Source organism: Pseudomonas sp. HN2 (assembly GCF_020736465.1).
Lineage (GTDB): Bacteria > Pseudomonadota > Gammaproteobacteria > Pseudomonadales > Pseudomonadaceae > Aquipseudomonas > Aquipseudomonas moraviensis_A.
Window position 1 is genome coordinate 2,523,357 of record NZ_CP085885.1, and the last position, 17,149, is coordinate 2,540,505.

Below are 17,149 nucleotides of genomic sequence, written 5' to 3' on the forward strand. Positions count from 1 at the left end.
TATTTGCCTTGTGGAGAGGTAGGTCGGCTCACGCTACGGAAGTCAGGTTGCGGGCGAGGCTCACGCGGTCGAACAACGTGCGCATCCAGTCTCGGGTCTGTTGCGGTTCGCTTGTCTTGACGATACCGGCCAGTGGCGCCTCGAACGCGGAGTAGGTCACATGCTCGGGCAGCAAGGCACCTGGCGGCAGTTCGTTCCATTGCACGATGAACGGGCTCGCGCGTAATTCCTCGGCTCCGTCCAGCCCTTGATACAACCGCTGTGAATGCGTGTGACCGGGGAAAACGAACCAGCCGAAGCCCAGATCCGGCTGGCGGTCGGGCAAATGCGCAGTGTTCAATTCGCCGTCCACGTGAATGCGCAGTTCCAGCGATGGCAGGTGAATGCCGGTGGCCAGTTCATAGGTCGCCACCACGTCAGCGCCGCCGACGCGATTACCCACCTCCAGGAACACCGGTTCGTCAGCATCCATGATCGCTTCCAGATGGAATGCGCCGTTGTGAATCTGCACGGCCTGCAACGCCGTGCTGACCCAGGCCTGCATCCCGGCGCTGACCTGCAGGTGCCAGGAACCGAGTGGATGTCCGCGCTCCATGTAATCCAGGCAGGTGCCGACGTACTCGCTGGCCAGCAGGGTGACGATTTGCCCGTTCAGCACCAGTCCGTCGAAATGACGAATAGAGCCGCTGATGTATTCCTCAACCTGAAAGTCCGCGATGGGCAATGAAAGCTCGCTGATCGTTTGCCGGATCGCATCAAAGGCGCCCGCTGCTGGGTGGATGCTGACATCCATGCTGGACGCGCCGCTGTGGGGTTTGAGCACGGTCGCACCGTTCCAGGGAACCCGGCCCTGAAATGCCAGATAACGCTCAAGCGACATGAAGCGCGGCACGCGCAACCCACTGGCTTGAACGGCCGCTTTCATCGCCAGCTTGTTGCGCGCCAGGGTGACCGCTTGCAGCGAAGCGCCTTCGACATTCAGCGCTTCACGCAGGCGCGCCGCGTCGAGCAGTTCGTATTCGGACATGGAAATGATCCGATCGAAGGTTTGCGGATATTGCGCCAGCCAGGCCAGCGTCTCCTCGAATGCGCTGCCCAGACCGGCCCTTGTTACGGCTGTGCAACGCAAGTCTGCAGGCAGCGTATCGATGGCCGATTGTTTGCCCAGATACGTGACCTCATGCAGATCGTGATCGATGCCGCGGTGATATTCGATGCGTGGATAGGGCACACGGTGAAGGATGAGAATTTTCATGCCAGAGTCTCGAAGCGAATAAGAGAGGGGTCAGGAGGCGACCTTGAGTGGCTGCGCGGCGGCCAGATGACCCTGCAGAATCTCAAGCCATTGTTCGCGCAGGACTGTCACTAGATCGCGGATGTCCACGCTGGCGTCATGCAAGGCGACGCAGGCGTGGGCAACAAAGTCGCTGTTGTCTCTGGGAATCGCGTGGATGAGGCGCGAGTGTCCGGCGATCCATGCACACTCCAGCAGCACGAGGTCTTTCCTGGCGAGGTCGAGCGCTTGGGCCGTTCGAGCCAGCGTCTCGTCGACTATGCTGTGGATCTCGCCGAGGTCAGCCACATCCAGGGTCATGTCATGGGGCACGCCGAACATGACGGTCGCGGCACTGCAGGTCGTGGGCGGCAAATCGGCCGGGATTGTTGCGGCAAACACCGAATCAACCCACGCGGCATACAGGTCCAGGCCATGAACGGCCTGCGCCAGGGTCCAGATTTTCATGCCTCCGGGGCGACGATTGGGTTCGATCACGGCGGTGCGGCAGTCGCTGTCACTGAGCTTGATCTCATTATGAAATGGCCCGATGCGCTGGCCGACGAGGCGATTGACCTGCTCGCCAGCCAGGCGAATGGCCTGACGTTCGTGCTCGTCGAGGCGAGCGGGCAGGATCTGCGCCACCTCCACGGGATAACGCCCGGTGGCGCTGACTTTCTCAGTGATGAACCACAGTTCGCCCAGCCCGTCATAGGAATATTCGCGAGTGAAGGTAATGAATGCCTCTGCCAGCACACCCCCGTCCAGGTAGGGCGCCACTTCGTTGAATGCCTGCTCGCAGTCCCCTCCGGGCGTGACCATGACCACGCCGCGGTTGTTGCCTTCACACGCGGGTTTGATGACGAAACCACGCTCCTGGCGCACGGCAAAGTTGCGCACATCGTTGAGGCATTCGATGGCCTGGAAGTCTGGAAGCATGACGCCCGACTGGTTGAGGAGGGCGCGCTGTTCGTACTCGGCGATGCGGTACGCCAGTTTGTCAAAAGCGCCCAGTGCCAGTTCGGCATCATCCACGGGCAGCCCGAGACGTTCGAGCAACGCGGCGCCGCTGGCTACCGCGTTATCGGAAAAAACCATCCCGGCACTGATTCTGGCGGCGTCGTCACCCAGCTGTGCCAACGCCTGGCGTATGAAATCATCTGCCAGAGGATCGGCATCGATCACCCGGTCGCTGATCGCCAAGTCATGATCCTGAGGATCGCTGCGTACCAGCCACGTCTCGGCCCCCCAACGCGCGCGAGCGTAATTGCGCATGTGCAGAACGTCACCGATCCGGCTCAGGTTGTAATCCACTATCAACAATACAGGCGCACGCTGCGGCATGTCGGACATCCTCGAATACTTGCAGTTGTTCAGAGAGGCAAGGCTGTTTCAGGCAGTGGTTCGGCGGCCGCTCAAGGGCTTTCCGGCTGATACTGAATGTCCAGCGCCGTGGCGCTGAGTTGGGCCAGTTGATGCAATTGCGCCGCCTGATCGGCGCGCTCGAAGGTCCACAGCAACTGGCCGAGGAACACCTCACGCGCATGCGCGGGCACTACGTCGCCGGCCTTGAGCAGAATGTGCTGAACCACCGGTGCGAGCGGTAACGCGTTCAAGGTGACGGAACTCAGCGTTCCCGGTCTGGCGAAATACACGCGAAAAAAAGTCGCCGCCGACTGCGTGCTCGTGCCGTCCGAACGCCAGCCGTAATCAACCAGTCGCTGCACCAGTGACGCACGGGTCGAGGTATCGTCCTGACTGGCCAACAGCAGATCGATCCACAGCGACAGCATGCTGTGCCCGCCAGTGACGGCCTCGACGCTGTGGGAAATCAGGCTGCCACCGACCCGCGGGTTGATCTCGATCAGGTCCCAGTACTGGCCAGTGAACCGCGCTTCGACGTGGTAGCAGCCCCATTTGAGCGCCATGCGCCCCAGCACTTTTTCCAGCCATTGCAGGCCCGCCGCGATCTGTGCCTGATCAAGGCTGGCTGGCGGGGTGGTGCAGCTGTCTTCCAGCACCGTGTCGGCGGTCTCGGTGACTTCATATTTCTCGTGAATGGCCACGACATGCATTTCGCCATCCACCAACAACGTTTCGAAACTGAATTCCTGGCCCGGGATGTAATCTTCAGCCATGAACTGCAGGCCGTCGTGGAATGCCGAGGCATAGACGGTGTCTTCGGTCGAGGCCAGACGCAATGCCTCCAGCGCCTGCCAGTCCGTGTCCTGGCGCATCGGAAACGCGGCATAGGAAGCGATGCCGTGGATCGGTTTGATGAAGTAGCGTTGGCTGCTGGCCTTCAGTGTTTCGAGGACAGGGGCGGTCAGCGCATGGGCCTGGGCTCTGGACAGCCCCGCCTCGGCAAGCTGGTTGCGCACATTGAGCTTGTTGCGCAGTGCCAGCGCCTGCCGGGCATCAATGTCATAGGCGCCGAGTGATGCGTTGGCTGCCGCCATCAAGTGCCGGTAACCTTCCCAGACGCTGATGCAGCAGGTGACCTGCTCACCGGACTTGCGCAGGGTCTGGAGCGCATTGCTCACATCCTCCTGCTTCAACTGGTGCGAGTCGGAAATGTACAACCGGTCCGCCCAGGTCTGGATCTGCTCCAGGCGGGCCGGCACATGTTCTGGAAGCGGCAATGAAGACAGCACGAAACAGCGAAGCTGGCGTCGCTGCAGCTCCTCCTTCAGGTCTTCCAGGAAAGAAAAGCCGCAGTGGCTCAGGATCAGAACACCGGGTCGGTTTGACTTCATTGCCTGCTCCATGGCTTAAGCAGCCTTGTCTTGCGGCTTGGCCAGGGTGTCGATGTACAGCTCGCTGAAATACATGGCGAGAATTTTCTGATGCTCGGCCAGGTAGCGTTTCAGCGCGCTGATGTCCTGCTCACCCTTGATCAGGAAACGCAGGGCCGCCCAGACTTCACCCGGATGGTCATCGTTGATGTCAGTGTGAGAGTGGGAGATCTGCCCGACAATTTTGGTCTCGCCAACCGAAGTCTTCAGCGCTTCGAGTTTGCGCGGCTCAAGCTTCACGTTCACGTACTCGACCAGATAGGAGTAGGCGATGACACCCAGCGGGCCTTCGTGGTCCAGCAGGTAGGAGAAGAAGCCGGTCAGCAGTTTGGTGGACAGGTACGGTTCGGTGGCAAGGAACTCTTCGCGGCTGACGCCGACACGCTCCAGATCCTGAATGAACAGATCGTCGTGGAGCATTTCTTCCTGTTCGTAATGCGCCCAGATCTGTGCCGCTTCCGGACTGACCTTGGCCACTTCGACCAGTGCTTTGGCTTCCGCTACGCGCAGCAGGCGGATGCGCCATGCGGTTTCGATCAGGTGACGCTTGTAATAAGCACTGTTGACGTCTTTGCCTTCCAGGTGAGCGGCCTGAGGTACGGTTTCGTACCACTGCTCTACTTGAGCGTCGATTATCCGATCGATTTCTCCACGCAGATTCAGCGAAGCGGCAGCGTTGAGAAAAGGAGTGCGGTCACCATAGCCAACATTCTTTACACGGTTCAGCATATCAAGCCTCTTTTGTGGGTTTGTTTTAACGCATTGTTTATCAGTGGATTCAGTTGCAACTATCAGCCAATAACTTCAATGGCCAATTCACCTCTTATCAAACACTGGCAGGCCAGGCGATATTCTTCGCCGGTGTAACCCAGTACTTCGATAAACGCTTGTTCATCGTCATCCCGAGGATTCAAGGCCTCCAGACCTGATTCAACCTTGATCAGGCAAGCGCCGCAGGCACCTACACGGCAGCCCAGCGGGATCAGATTCTTGCCGCCGGCTTCCCATTCGATATCGGTAATCGCAGAGTTGCTCGGTAGTTGGAACTCATGCGCAGAGTCAGACTTTTGCGAAGTAATGGTGAGTGTGTGCAACGCCATACTTACCTCGATTCCCTATTAAAGTTTGTGTGGCAGGCACACAGTTGCACGCTGCGTATCACTACGCACTCGAGCAGTTAGTTTGTCTGGCGGTAAGTTATCTGCTGGTCAGTTGAAGATATAACCAGTAGAGCAGGGCGACGACGCTGATGCCTGCGCCCAATAGGCACACGGCAACCCAGCCGAAGTGCGCGTAGGTATAAGTAGCCGCGATCGCACCCAGGCCGCTGCCCACCGAGTAGAAACACATGTAGGCACCGACGAGGCGGCTTTGGGCATCGGGTCGTGCGGCAAAGATCAGACTCTGGTTGGTCACATGCACCGCCTGCACGGCGAAATCCAGCAGGACGACCCCGACGACCATCGCCAGCAGCGAGCTTTCGACGAACGCGGTGGGTAACCAGGACAGCGTCAACAGCGCCAGCGCCACGCCCGTGGTGCGATTACCCAGTCCTTGATCCGCCAGGCGTCCCGCCCGGGCCGCCGCCAGTGCTCCCGCTACGCCGGCCAGGCCGAACAGCCCGATCTGCGTGTGCGAAAGCGACAGGGGCGGAGCGCTCAGCGGCAAGACCATCGACGTCCACAACACGCTGAAAGCGGCGAAGATCAGCAGCGCGAAAGTGCCTCTGACACGCAGTGTGCGCTCAGTCAGATACAGCTCGAACACCGAGCCCAGCAGTTTCCAGTAGCTGCCTTGCGCAGGCGGCTTGGCCGAGGCGGGCATGGTTCGAAACAGCACCAGGGCCATCGCCACCATCAATGCTGCCGAGACGAAGTAAACGCCGCGCCAGCCCGCCAGATCGGCAACGGCTCCTGAAACGAAGCGAGCCAGCAGGATACCCAGCACGACACCACTGGTGACGGTGCCGACGGCTTCGCCGCGTTGTTCGGGGCTGGCCAAAGTAGCAGCGTAGGCGACCACCACTTGCACGACGACGGCCATCAATCCGACCAGGACCATCGCGCCGAGCAGCATGCCCCAATCCTGAGCAAGGCCAACGGCGCACAGCGCCACGGCTGAAAGCAACATTTGTGTAAGGATAAGTTTCTTGCGATTCAGCAGGTCGCCGAGGGGCACGATGAACAGCAAACCGACCGCATAACCGGCCTGAGTGGCGGTGACGACAATGCCGATCGTGCCGGGTGATACAGAAAGGCTGGCCGCCATGGACTCCAGCAAAGGCTGGGCGAAGTAGACGTTTGCTACCGCCATGGCGCAGGTAATTGCGAAGAGAAAAGTCTGGTAGCGGCTTAAAGTCGAAGGCGCTGTACCTGGAGACGTCCGGGTGTAGCCACCGGCCGCTTTGTCGCCCTCGACGTCCATTTTTACCGGGGCATGAGGCTTGTACGGCATCATTCCATCCTTGGATTGTGGTTTCGAATAGAAACCGATGCGTTGATTTTTAGCAAATCAGGTTGTTAAATACAACCACATTTAAAAAACATTTTCGTCTGACGTTAGATCATTCTATTCATCAGACCTGCAGCCCTGGAGAGACATGGCCAGACAGCAACTACTGGCACAGAGCGAATGCCCCGTGGCCCGTACACTCGAGGCAATCGGCGATCGCTGGGTTCTGATGATCATTCGTGACGCGTTTGATGATGTTCGTCGCTTCAGTGAGTTTCAGAAGCGTCTTGGCCTGGCCAAGAACATCCTGACGGTCAAACTCAAGATGCTGGTCGAACTGGGTGTATTCGAAATACAGCCCGCGTCCGACGGCAGCGCTTACAAGGAATACGTCCTGACCGAGATGGGACGCGCGGTGTTTCCTATCGTTATCAGCATGCGCCAATGGGGCGAGCGCTACCTGTTCCGCAAGGGCGAGAGTTATTCGGTGTTGCTGGATAACGAAGAGTCGGCACCTGTCGAGACCATCGTCGTGCGCTCCCGAGCGGGCAAGGTACTGACCCCCGCCGATTGCCATCGCCGGGTGGTCACGCGGGAAAGCTGACGACCGATCCCGCAGAGCCTGCTTGAACATACCCGAGCTAGCGTGGGGCGCTGATCAACCGGCGTGGCGGTTGAAGTCATTCGCCCGCACTTGCTGATCGGAAGACAGCTGCTCGCCAGATCATCACAGCGTGGTGATCTGCCCATTGCGATCACGCTCATACACTTTGTTGGCCTGCAGCTTTTCTTTCAGCCAGCGCTCGGCCGTGCCCAGCGGTCGTTGGCGTGCCCACACCAGATCGACGCCGATCTGCCAGTCGGTGTGGGGATATGCCGACAGCTGCAGTTCGACCAGTTCGCCGTTGCCCAATTCGCGCTGGATCAGTTGGCGCGGCAGGGTCGCCCAGCCGAGCCCGGCGCGGACCATTTCCAGCAGGGCCAGATAACTTTCCGCTTGCCACAGTTGCGTCGCCCGCAGGTACTCGCTGCTTGGCAGTTTGCTGGCGTGCGCACTGGACGCCAGGCGCCGGTGCACGTGCAAATCGTCGAATGTGACATTGTCCAGCTGTGCCAGCGGATGCTCGGGGTGGCAGACGTGCAGCATGATCAGCTTGCCCAGTTGCTGGAACGCCAGTTCCTTGGGATAGCCCGGCTGCGAAAACGCCACGCCCAGCACCGCTTCGCCACTGCTGACCAGTTCGCTGACATCGCCGTGCACCGGGTGACGAATGATCAGATCTACGAACGGAAAGGCCTGCTCGAACGCTTGCAGCACCGGCATGATCGGGCCGTACGGCGTTTCAATCGCCAGGGTCAGGCTCGGTTCGACGTTGTCCGAGAGGCAATCGGCGTGGGCCTCGAAGGTCATGCAGCGCTCCAGTACCGCCTCTGCCTGCACCAGCAATTTATGGCCGCTGGCGGTGAGGGCGGGGCTGCGATTGCTGCGGTCGAACAGCTCGACGCCGAGATCGGTTTCCAGGTTGGCAATCGCCGCGCTGATGGTGGACTGGGTCTTGCCCAGCTTGCGCCCGGCGGCGGAGAACGAGCCGCTTTTCACTACCTGGACGAACATCAGCAATTGATCGAGTGAGAAGCGCACGCGGTGTACTCCGGGTTGAAGGTAAGGGCGATTGTGCCCCGTGTTAGCCATCGAAAAAAGCGATGGTTGCCAATTTGTTTCATCGTTAAAAACATTCAAGGATGACCTCGCGTCTTCAAACGCCGGGGCTGATCCTTTCTGTCCATCTGCCCCTGAGCGCCAACGGTTACCACTCACGCTGCCCCCCTCAGGAGCTTGTGCCATGACTACACAACGCGTTCACCCGGTGGACGAAGTGCTGCCGCTGCGGCAGCTGTTCACCTTCGGCCTGCAGCATGTTCTGGTGATGTACGCGGGAGCGGTGGCGGTGCCGCTGATTCTCGGCAGTGCGATGGGGCTGACATCGGCCCAGGTGGTTTTACTGATCAATGCCAACCTGTTGACATCGGGTGTGGCGACGCTGATTCAGACCCTTGGCTTCTGGAAATTTGGCGCACGTTTGCCATTGATTCAGGGCTGCTCGTTCATTGCCTTGGCGCCGATGATCATGATCGGCAAGGAGTTCGGTCTCAGCCAGATCTTTGGTGCGGTGATTGCCGCCGGTTTTCTCACCATTGCGCTGGCGCCGGTATTCAGCCGCTTGCTGCGATTCTTTCCGCCCGTGGTGATTGGCAGCCTGATCACCATCATCGGCATTTCACTGATGCCGGCGGCGGCGATCTGGCTCGGTGGTGGCAATCCCGATTCGCCCGACTTCGGTCGTCCGGCCAACCTGCTGCTGGGCCTGGCTACGGTCAGTGTGACGCTGGTGATCTACGCCAGATTCAGCGGTTTCATCGGCAATCTCAGTGTGCTCATCGGCTTGTTGGTCGGCAGCCTGATCGCTGCCGCCTGCGGCATGACGCACTTCAGTCGGGTCAGCGAAGCGGCGTGGTTCGAGTTCAGCGCGCCGATGGCGTTCGGTGCGCCGGAATTCTCTCTGATGCCAATTCTGATCATGACCCTGGCGATGCTGGTGATCATGGCCGAGACCACCGGCAACTGCCTGGCCATTGGCAAACTGGTCGGCAAACCGATAACCCGGCAGACCCTGGGTAATGCCTTTCGCGCCGACGGGTTGTCGACCATGCTCGGCGGCTTGTTCAACAGTTTTCCGTACAACGCCTTCACGCAAAACACCGGCCTGATTGCGCTTTCCAGCATCAAGAGCCGCTTCGTCGTCGCCGCTGCTGGCGCGATCATGGTGTTGATGGGCTTGTTTCCCAAGCTCGGCGCGCTGATTGCAGCAGTGCCGACGCCGGTGCTGGGGGGCTGCGCGGTCGTCATGTTCGGCATGACCACGGTAGCGGGTATTCAGGTGCTGTCACGGGTGCAGTTCGAAGGCACACGCAACGCCATTATTGTTGCGGTGTCAGTCAGCGTCGGCGTCCTGCCGATGTCCTTTCCGGCGCTGTTCGAACACGTCGGCCCAACGCTGAAACTGGTGCTCGACAGCGGGATTTTCCTCGGCGCGATTACCGCCATCCTGCTCAATGTACTGCTCAACAAACAAAAAACATCGACCGACGCCGTCGGCGCATCGGCGGCCGAACTGGCCGACTGACCTTTGTCTTTTCACACTGCCCAGGAGTTACCCATGAATCAATTCACTCAGCCTGTTCCGGCCGGCGTCAGCGATCTGGACCTTGCATTGCTGCGCCAGACCATCGCTCTGTCGCAAGCGTCGAAGCAGCGTGGCCGGCATCCGTTTGCAGCGCTGGTGGCGGACCGCGACGGCAAGGTCATCGCCGAGGCAGGCAACAATTCGATGCCGCCGGAAGGTGATCCCACCCAGCACGCCGAACTGGTCGCGGTGGCTGCGGCGGCGAAGCTGTTGTCACCCACGGAGCTGGAGGCCTGCACGCTGTACACCAGCGCCGAGCCTTGCTGCATGTGTGCCGGCGCGGTGTATTGGACCGGCGTAGGGCGGGTGGTGTATGCGCTGTCGGAGCATGCTTTGCTCGGATTGACCGGCGATCATCCGGAGAACCCGACGTTCTCGCTGCCGTGTCGTGAAGTCTTTGCCAGAGGGCAACGCACGGTCAGTGTTTTCGGGCCGATGCTGGAGGCGGAGGCGGCTGAGCCGCATAAAGGATTCTGGTCGTAAACCTGGGTTGACTTGATCGTTCCCACGCTCCCGTGAGGCTCTGCGTCACAGCGAAAGCAGGCCGTGGGAACGAGCAGTTTCACGCGGTCAGAACCTTTTTGCTTTCCGGCCAATTCGACAAAATCAGTTGAACAATTCGGTTTGTCTAAGCCTCCGTCCAGTCCAGCGCTGCCGTCTCGCGCCACTTCACCTCAGTAATCCCATAGCGCTCAGCCTGGGGTTTGGAAACCACTTTCAACGGTGGTTTACCCGGTTTCGGAATCGGCGCAATACCGGCGTCACAGCTCGCCCAATGCCAAGCGTCGGCGTTGCGCATACTCTTGGCGCGGATGACGAATGATTTTGGCTGGTCGTGCAGTTTGTATTCGATGACGAAAATATCGGTGTTACGCATGAGTTCCTCCTTACGCTCATACGTAAATGATTTTGTCCGACAAAAAAAATTCAAAGGATTTTCTGGCCAGATGATCAGCGACACGCAGCGCTCTGGAACGCGGTTCTTCGAGGTTCAGCGGGAACAGGCGAACCTGCGGCATGATCAGCGTATAAGCGCCGACGCGAACGAGCCAGATCACCCCCAACAGCTTCGCCCGACAATTGCCGGGCGAAGGTTTTTCAAGCGCGCAATCAGTAGTCCCAGATCGCCGGAATCCAGCGGAAAGCCTCGCCGTTGACGGCGACCCGACCCACCGAAGGGAAGGCCAGATGGGTGGCGACGAACAGTTCGCCGCTGGCGGCGGCTTCCTTGAGCAGACGTACGCGCACTTCCACCGATTTGGCCGGGTCGTGTTCGAAACCGTTGTGCCAATCAGGATGATCGAACGCGACCGGGAACAGCGCATCGCCGGCAAAGGTCAGGCGCTCGCCGCCAGAGTCGACGTAGACCACGCAGTGTCCTGGCGTATGCCCGCCGGTGAGTCTGGCGACCACGCCGGATGCCACCTGACATTCGTCGTCGAAGATCCGCAGCTTGCTTTCATAGTGATCGATGAACGCGTTGGCGGTGCTGCGCAGGACGTCCGGCACCGGCGCTGGCATGTCGGTGTAAGTGAAATCCGGCGTGGTCCAGAAATTCACTTCGGCGGCGGTGACGTGGATGCGCACGTCGTCGCGCAGACGGCTTTTCACCGAGTCGACCAGCAGGCCGCCGATATGGTCCATGTGCATGTGGGTGATGACGATGTCGGTGATGTCGGCGAGGTCGACACCGGCAGCGGCCAGGCGCTTGGGGAACTGCCCGGCCCGCGGGAAACCGGGGAATTGGCCACCGAGTCCGGCGTCGACGAGGATGACTTGCTCGCCGCTGCGCACCACCAGCACGTTGAGCGCCCAGTCGAAAGCATCGGGGCCCAGGTACATGTCCTTGAACCAGGCGGCACGGTCGGCGGGATCGGCGTTGGTCGACATGGTCTGGGTCGGCAGCGGCAAAACACCGTCGCTGATCACCATCACATCGATGTCGCCCAGGCGCAGGGCGTAGCGCGACGGCACCAGTTCTTCGCTGGGGGTTGGCAGGGTCACGGCGCGATTGGCGGTGAAGGAATCCAGATGCAGGGTCATGGTGTTCTCCTTGTTCTCAGGGCAAAAGCGGAGGGCGAAATCAGGCTACCGGGATCAACGGGTCGGCGGCCGCGAGGGCGGTGCGACGATCGGCGGCCGGCGGGTAGATCCACACGGTGTTGATTTGCGTCTTGAGCTCTTTGGCTTCGGCCTTGACCAGCTTCAGCTGACGATCCCAACCCTCGGTGTACACCGCGCCCCAGGCGCCCAGATCCAGGCAAGTCACGTACTTGGGCTGGCGATACATTGTCGGAGCGACGCCGAGCAGATCGGCGGCGGCGTTGTTGCCGGCGTAGCGACCGAGGCTGATCGCGTGCTGGCAGGACATTGCCGCGTAGTTGCCGAGGTCATCAGTGGCGGCGCGAGCGACATCACCGGCGGCGAATACATGATCGATGCCTTGTACTTTTAGGTTGCCGTCAACGTGCAGGCGGCCCTGGCCATCGCGTTCGGCGTCGAGCTGCTCGGTGAGCGGGCTGGCGCGGAAACCCACGGTCCAGATGACGGTGTGGCTTTCGATGTGGCGGCCATCGGCGAGCGTGACGCCGTTGGCATCCACAGCGGCAACGCTGGCATCGACGATCCATTCGATGCCCAGTTCGTTGGATGCTTCGATGATCGATGGGCGGATGCCATCGCCCATGGTTGCGGCAATATCCTTGCTGCGATCGACGATGATCACGCGCAGGTCTTGATCCTCACCGAGAATCGCGCGCAGGCGCGCCGGCATTTCCGTCGCAGTTTCAATCCCGGTGAAACCGCCACCGGCGACCACCACGGTGTTGCGGGCAACGCTGGCCAGTTGGTTGGCCAAAGCCATGAGATGGCGTTCCAGGCGCGCCGAGGATTCGATCTGATCGACGTCGAACGCATGCTCCTTGAGGCCGGGGACCGGAGGCCGGGCAAGCTGGCTGCCGCTGGCGAGAATCAGCCGATCGTAAGCCAGTTCACCCGGACGCCCGGCCTCGTCGCGATAACCGACGCGGCGCGCCGCAGCATCGATGCTTTTAGCAGTGCCTTTGACGAAACGCACGCCCACCGCATCGAACAACGCGTCCAGCGGCGCGTACATGCTGTGCACGTCCGGCTCATAAAAGCGCGGACGAATGCGCAGTTCAGCTTGCGGGGCGAGCAGTGTGATCTCCACGTCCTGACGGTCATGCATGTCCAGCAAACGCGCGGCGCTCAACGCACTCCACAGCCCGCCGAACCCCGCACCGATGACCAATAATTGCTGTTTCATAATGTGCTCCCTGACGCTGATGGATGGATGAAACCCGAGCCCGATCCGGACTCTCGCGTGACGATCACTGGCCGCCGCAACTGCTTGCCGTACTGCCTGGCGCTCAATCGTTCGCTGTCGAGAGTCATGCTAGGGCGCGCAGGCTGCGGGCGCAGTTGTCCATCGGTGTGCGGGGGGTATGCATGGGGGGAAGGGGGGTATACGAAGGTATGGGTGGTGAGGAATATCGGCCTAGGTGTTGTTCGAAACGAACATCGCCGCGCAGGGTGCCAGCACGCCTGCACGGCCAATGCCGTTGTTCAGTCGGTGGGCACTACGTTATCCAACGCTTTATTCACGGCCAATTCCCCCAGCATGACCACCTGTGCAATGCCTAACAGCGTATTGCGCCGTGAGCCTTCCAGCATCCCCGCGAAATCACCGAGCATCACCGTGGCTGAGGCCAGGGATTCGCAAGCGTTGACCAACAATGATTCGGTGTCGGATTCCGGGTTGACCATAAACAGGGTGTTGGGACTGTAGGGCGTCGCATTAACCTTGGCCGGCGCGAGGTAACTATCGAGCGCGCGCTCGGCGGCGTCGTGAAGTTTTTTTGAATGGAAGGATTCGTAAGGCGAAACCGGGTCGGTGACCGGCGGATGGGACGGTGTCTGTGACATCAGCTGAAACTCCGATGAGCGCCGCTTGAGCGTCTGGATAAGAGGATGCCGCGCCACGGCTGTGGCGCGTCCGCTGGCAGTGAGGGAGCACGCCCCCTCATGCCTGGGTTGCCGGCTAGTTCGACACGCGTCGGCTGTCGAGCACGCGATTGACGATCAGCTCACTCAACATGATCACCTGCTGCAACATCAGCAGCGATCGACGCTGTGGGTGGTCGATCACCCCACTGATTTCGCGGGCCATGTCGTTGGCGGCGGCCAGCGATTCACAGGCTTCGACGAGCAACGTTTCCTCGTCCACCGTGGGGTCGATGAGAAAGATCCTGCCCGGCTGGCGCTTGGGAATGGTGGTTTTGAGCGTCTGAGGGTCGAGGTAAAAGTTGATGGCGCGAGCGGCCGCATCTTTTATTCGCTGGGGTTCCAGAGCACGGTCGTACGGGATTGAATCGGCTTCCGGCGGGTTTGGGGTTACTTTGAACATAAATGACTCTCTACCTTGAAGGAATGAAGAGCCGTCACTATCGCTACCAAACGAAGGGTGGCGGCCACACGCGGGTTGGTAGACCGGTCAAGATAGTTAACCCCGGCGCTCACGAATGAGCCCCACGCATGGCCACCATAGAGAGCTGAGCCTCGAAATAGAGGCCGCATATGGGGAAGCCGTACAACTATCAAGAAACGGGCTACCAAACCCGATCACTGTTTTGCAGTGACAGGGAAACGATATAGCCCAACCGATAGCCGTGTAAGCCGGCGGATTCTGAAGTACCGGTAGGCAGCGGCGCAAGGCGTTGTAGGCTTTTTGCAGTAACAGTCAGTGTAATTTAAACGTGATTGCCCAGTCGTGTTTATGCGCTGTACGTGCCTACTCATCTCACCTTTTCAGGATGTAGGAGACGCAAATCTGGTTTAAGCCGATTTCAAGGCCGTTGCGCCGTGGAAAGAGGAATATGGCCAAAGGGAGGCGTTGATCAAGCGATCGCTTTCGCGAGCAGGCTCGCTCCCACAAGGGTAACTGCGGTGGGTCAGTTTTTTTGAGTTTCGCTGGCTTGAAGCGTACGCAGTGCAACCTCAACCCAGGCAAGTAACTCGTCCGCCGCAAAGGGTTTACGCAGGCAGACAACGACATTGGCTTCTCGAGCCTTGGCGCAAAGCAAATCGCTCTGATGCGCCGACACAAAAATCACCGGCATCCCCCAGCCTCGAGCCTGCAGCGCAGCATGCATCTGCAAACCCGTCATGCCCGGCATCTGAATATCGGAAATCAAACAATCAGTCTGCTCCGGCCCATCCGATTCAAGGTAATCCGCCGGCGCCGCATAGCCGAGCACTCGATAACCCGACGCTCGCAGCAAACTGCTCAGCGACGTGCGCATGGCCTCGTCGTCGTCCACCACCGCGATGACATGCGTCTTGTGCATAACGCTCCCGGGCCGGGCGGCCGAGCTGGGTGACTCCTGTCGTTCTTGCACCATACGCCAATGGCCAGCGGGCAAAACTATACCTAGGTATAGCGGTTCAGCCTTCGCGGCTGAATCGGCTGCGGTAGTCGCGGGGGGAAATCGACAGATGGCGCTGGAAGCAGGCGCGCAGACGTTCTTCGTCGCTGAAGCCGCAGAGGCGGGCGATTCGATCGATTTTGTGCGGGGAGTTTTCCAGCAGGCGTTTGGCGGCTTCGAGGCGGAACAGTTCAAGCGCTTTCGACGGTGTGCGCCCGGTGCGTGCTTTGTAGACCCGCGTGAAGTTGCGCAGGCTCATCGCGGCTTGCTCGGCCAGACGTTGCACGGTCAGGTTGGCATCGCCGAGGCGGTCCATCAGCCACAGATGCAGATCATCGAACAGCGAACCGTCCTGCGCCTGCGATTGCAGCAGCGTGCTGTATTGCGCCTGACCGCCGGGGCGTTTGATGTAAACCACTAACTCGCGCGCTACTTGCAAGGTCACTTCGCGGCCACAATCGGCCTCGACCAGCGCCAGGGCGAGATCGATCCCGGCGGTGACTCCGGCGGAGGTCCAGACCTGGCCTTGCTGAATGAAAATCGCATCGGCATCCACCTTGATCGCTGGGAATCGATCACGCAAGGCATCGCACATCGCCCAGTGGGTGGCGGCGCGACGGCCATCGAGCAAACCGGCTTGGGCCAGCAGAAACGCACCGCTGCACACCGAAACCACGCGGCGGGCGAGGTGGGCATGATCCCGTAGCCAGTCGCTCAGTTCGCGGTGCTCGTCGAGGCTCTGGCAGATGTCCGGCGCGCCGGGCACGACCAGCGTGTCCAGTGCGGCGGTGTTCAGTGTGCTCAACGCCCGGGTATCGATGGGCAGGCCTTCGACAGTTTGGGTCAAGCCGCCGGTGAGGCTAGAGGTGTGCAGTTGATAACCGGGCTGCCCGCGCTCGGCCAAAGCCTTGCTCGCCGCCCAGAATACGGTCTGCGCACCGCTGAGATCGAGCAGGCTCAGGCGCGGATAGGCAATGAACACCACGTCGCGCGGCGCCGATGTAAAAGAAGGTCGTGTGGACATCGCAGGCCTGCCTGTTTGCTGCGCCGACGGCAGGACTGCCTCAGCCTGGCCGATTTTCAGGGGTTTCTGGCCGGCCGGCAATGGTCACGACTGATAGCCTGATCGCTGACCGTCCGGCCGGTGTCTGGCTGCGGTCGAAATCCTGAACTAGATTTGTTGACCAGCCCAATGCGTGCTGCGATCTCGCCGAGGAGACACCATGACCTTGTGGTCGCATTCCAGCCCTGCGCAAAGTCCCGGCGTGCTCAGCGAACCGGTGGTGTATGTGGTCGATGACGATGCCTCGATGCGCCAGGCCCTCGACAGCTTGCTGCGTTCGATCGGCCTGCGAGTGCAGACCTTCGACAGTGCCGCTGATTTCCTCGCGCAAGCGCAACGTGAGGTACCCGGTTGTCTGGTGCTCGACGTGCGCCTGCGCGGCGAAAGCGGCCTGACTTTTCAGGAGCAGATGGAAAAAAACGGCTTGCGCATCCCCGTGGTGTTCATGACTGGCCACGGTGACATCGCCATGAGCGTCAAGGCGATGAAGGCCGGTGCGGTGGATTTTCTGGCCAAGCCGTTCCGTGATCAGGACATGCTCGATGCGGTGGCCAGTGCGTTGTCCCGCGACCGCGCGCGGCTGGCCGCCGAACACTCCGGCGCCGTTCTGCGTCGGGCTTACGAAACCCTGACCACCCGTGAGCGCGAGGTGCTCGGCTTCGTTATTGCCGGGCTGATGAACAAGCAGATTGCCGGGCAACTCAACCTCAGCGAGGTCACGGTCAAGGTCCATCGCGGTCAGGTCATGCGCAAACTGGCTGCGCGTTCGGTGGCCGATCTGGTGCGTATCGCTGAAGCGCTGGGCATCGAGCCTGTGCAGCGCAGCCCCTGAGCGTCACAGGCATCGTTGAGTAACCGCAGGTCTTGCCACTGCGGCA

At 60.4% G+C, this 17,149-nt stretch carries 18 protein-coding genes; 4 read left to right on the top strand and 14 right to left on the bottom strand.

Annotation, left to right across the window (positions count from 1 at the left end):
• Positions 1-28: 28 nt before the first annotated feature.
• From LIS66_RS11080 to LIS66_RS11105, 6 genes are all read right to left on the bottom strand, one after another.
• Positions 29-1,255: an ATP-grasp domain-containing protein gene (locus LIS66_RS11080; protein WP_227974256.1), complete on the bottom strand. Its 1,227-nt coding sequence runs from the start codon at positions 1,253-1,255 to the stop codon at positions 29-31.
• Positions 1,256-1,285: 30 nt separating this feature from the next.
• Positions 1,286-2,617: an ATP-grasp domain-containing protein gene (locus LIS66_RS11085; protein WP_227974257.1), complete on the bottom strand. Its 1,332-nt coding sequence runs from the start codon at positions 2,615-2,617 to the stop codon at positions 1,286-1,288.
• A gap of 71 nt (positions 2,618-2,688) precedes the next feature.
• A complete protein-coding gene (locus tag LIS66_RS11090) occupies positions 2,689-4,029 on the bottom strand; it encodes an ATP-grasp domain-containing protein (RefSeq protein ID WP_227974258.1) in 1,341 nt (446 codons plus the stop codon).
• A 15-nt stretch (positions 4,030-4,044) separates the two neighbouring features.
• On the bottom strand, positions 4,045-4,797 hold the full coding sequence (locus LIS66_RS11095) for a hypothetical protein (protein ID WP_042609616.1): 753 nt from the start codon (positions 4,795-4,797) through the stop codon (positions 4,045-4,047).
• Between the two features lie 62 nt (positions 4,798-4,859).
• Positions 4,860-5,168 carry a 2Fe-2S iron-sulfur cluster-binding protein gene (locus LIS66_RS11100; RefSeq protein ID WP_042609617.1) on the bottom strand — a complete coding sequence of 103 codons (309 nt, stop codon included), beginning with the start codon at positions 5,166-5,168 and terminating at the stop codon, positions 4,860-4,862.
• Between the two features lie 97 nt (positions 5,169-5,265).
• Positions 5,266-6,522, bottom strand: a complete 1,257-nt coding sequence (locus tag LIS66_RS11105; protein ID WP_042609618.1) for an MFS transporter — start codon at positions 6,520-6,522, stop codon at positions 5,266-5,268.
• Between the two features lie 145 nt (positions 6,523-6,667).
• Here LIS66_RS11105 and LIS66_RS11110 point away from each other — a divergent pair, with 145 nt between their 5' ends.
• Entirely contained in the window at positions 6,668-7,123 is a 456-nt protein-coding gene (locus tag LIS66_RS11110) for a winged helix-turn-helix transcriptional regulator (protein ID WP_064361946.1), read from the top strand.
• Between the two features lie 123 nt (positions 7,124-7,246).
• Here the strand turns inward: LIS66_RS11110 and LIS66_RS11115 are convergent, their stop codons facing one another.
• Positions 7,247-8,161 carry a LysR family transcriptional regulator gene (locus LIS66_RS11115; protein ID WP_227974259.1) on the bottom strand — a complete coding sequence of 305 codons (915 nt, stop codon included), beginning with the start codon at positions 8,159-8,161 and terminating at the stop codon, positions 7,247-7,249.
• A 202-nt stretch (positions 8,162-8,363) separates the two neighbouring features.
• Between LIS66_RS11115 and LIS66_RS11120 the strand changes: the two genes are divergently transcribed.
• Positions 8,364-9,704 carry a nucleobase:cation symporter-2 family protein gene (locus LIS66_RS11120; protein WP_083353047.1) on the top strand — a complete coding sequence of 447 codons (1,341 nt, stop codon included), beginning with the start codon at positions 8,364-8,366 and terminating at the stop codon, positions 9,702-9,704.
• 33 nt (positions 9,705-9,737) lie between these two features.
• Complete coding sequence (locus tag LIS66_RS11125; protein ID WP_042609622.1) at positions 9,738-10,247, top strand: nucleoside deaminase; 510 nt, start codon at positions 9,738-9,740, stop codon at positions 10,245-10,247.
• 145 nt (positions 10,248-10,392) lie between these two features.
• Here the strand turns inward: LIS66_RS11125 and LIS66_RS11130 are convergent, their stop codons facing one another.
• The 7 genes from LIS66_RS11130 to LIS66_RS11160 form a co-directional block, all read right to left on the bottom strand.
• Positions 10,393-10,641: a DUF6555 family protein gene (locus tag LIS66_RS11130; RefSeq protein WP_042609623.1), complete on the bottom strand. Its 249-nt coding sequence runs from the start codon at positions 10,639-10,641 to the stop codon at positions 10,393-10,395.
• 233 nt (positions 10,642-10,874) lie between these two features.
• A complete protein-coding gene (locus tag LIS66_RS11135; protein WP_227974260.1) occupies positions 10,875-11,807 on the bottom strand; it encodes an MBL fold metallo-hydrolase in 933 nt (310 codons plus the stop codon).
• Positions 11,808-11,847: 40 nt separating this feature from the next.
• On the bottom strand, positions 11,848-13,050 hold the full coding sequence (locus tag LIS66_RS11140; RefSeq protein ID WP_227974261.1) for an NAD(P)/FAD-dependent oxidoreductase: 1,203 nt from the start codon (positions 13,048-13,050) through the stop codon (positions 11,848-11,850).
• Between the two features lie 299 nt (positions 13,051-13,349).
• Complete coding sequence (locus LIS66_RS11145; RefSeq protein ID WP_227974262.1) at positions 13,350-13,709, bottom strand: DUF6124 family protein; 360 nt, start codon at positions 13,707-13,709, stop codon at positions 13,350-13,352.
• A gap of 115 nt (positions 13,710-13,824) precedes the next feature.
• Positions 13,825-14,190, bottom strand: coding sequence for a DUF6124 family protein (locus LIS66_RS11150; RefSeq protein ID WP_227974263.1), 366 nt, complete (start codon positions 14,188-14,190; stop codon positions 13,825-13,827).
• Positions 14,191-14,734: 544 nt separating this feature from the next.
• Complete coding sequence (locus LIS66_RS11155) at positions 14,735-15,130, bottom strand: response regulator transcription factor (RefSeq protein ID WP_227974264.1); 396 nt, start codon at positions 15,128-15,130, stop codon at positions 14,735-14,737.
• 97 nt (positions 15,131-15,227) lie between these two features.
• Positions 15,228-16,232 carry a GlxA family transcriptional regulator gene (locus LIS66_RS11160; protein ID WP_227974265.1) on the bottom strand — a complete coding sequence of 335 codons (1,005 nt, stop codon included), beginning with the start codon at positions 16,230-16,232 and terminating at the stop codon, positions 15,228-15,230.
• A gap of 199 nt (positions 16,233-16,431) precedes the next feature.
• On the opposite strand from LIS66_RS11160, the gene LIS66_RS11165 reads away from it, so the two are divergent.
• Positions 16,432-17,103: a response regulator transcription factor gene (locus LIS66_RS11165; RefSeq protein ID WP_227974266.1), complete on the top strand. Its 672-nt coding sequence runs from the start codon at positions 16,432-16,434 to the stop codon at positions 17,101-17,103.
• Positions 17,104-17,149: the final 46 nt, after the last annotated feature.